Here is a 775-nt window from a genome sequence, read left to right on the forward strand (position 1 = left end):
TAGGTCGTGTGGTCATGCGTGATGTCTTCAACACGGTCAAACGCTGGAAACTCCAGGGAATTCTGCCGGGTCGCGTTGCGATTAACTTATCGCCAGAACAATTTGGCAACCCTCAGTTGATCGACTTCATGGAAAACTCCTGCGAACCACAGAGTTAGACCCAAMMTGCATCACCTTCGAGCTGACCGAAAGTGCGGTAATGAGTGACAGTGACCACACCATTCAGATGCTCAACGCGATTAAGAAACTGGGCTTCTCACTCATCCATCGGATACTTTGGGGACCGGTTATTCCCTCACTGGCATATTTAGCGCGCTTTCCGATTGATGAGCTGAAGATCGACCGCGCGTTTATCAACGACATTGACGTTTTACCAAAGTCAGGTCACGGTGATTGAAAACATCATTAATCTCGGCAAATCTCTCAATCTCACCGTGGTGGCCGAAGGGTAGAAACTCATCAGCAAGCGGCACTCCTGTCGAATTTGCGCTGCCACTCGATTCAGGGGTTCCATTTCCATCGCCCTCAGCCTAAACATGAAATAGAAGAACTGTTTGCACAAAATCGTCGCCATAAAAACTGACCTTCTCCCCTCTCCAAAAGAGGTAAATCTCAATTTATTGCGTCAAACCTAACTTACATCAATTCTGCTATTCATATTCCTTCATAAATGCCACACCCTTTCGTCTCAATTGTAGTGAGCATATGGAACTCCTTTGTCCAGCAGGTAATCTTCCTGCTCTAAAAACCGCCATCGACTGCGGTGCCGATGCGG

Annotated in this window: 1 pseudogene; it reads left to right on the top strand. The window is 47.5% G+C overall.

Annotated elements, in window-relative coordinates:
* A pseudogene (locus CIK04_RS25610) lies at positions 1–583 on the top strand (EAL domain-containing protein); the annotation flags it as partial.
* Positions 584–775: the final 192 nt, after the last annotated feature.

The organism is Vibrio sp. 03_296 (genome assembly GCF_002265885.1).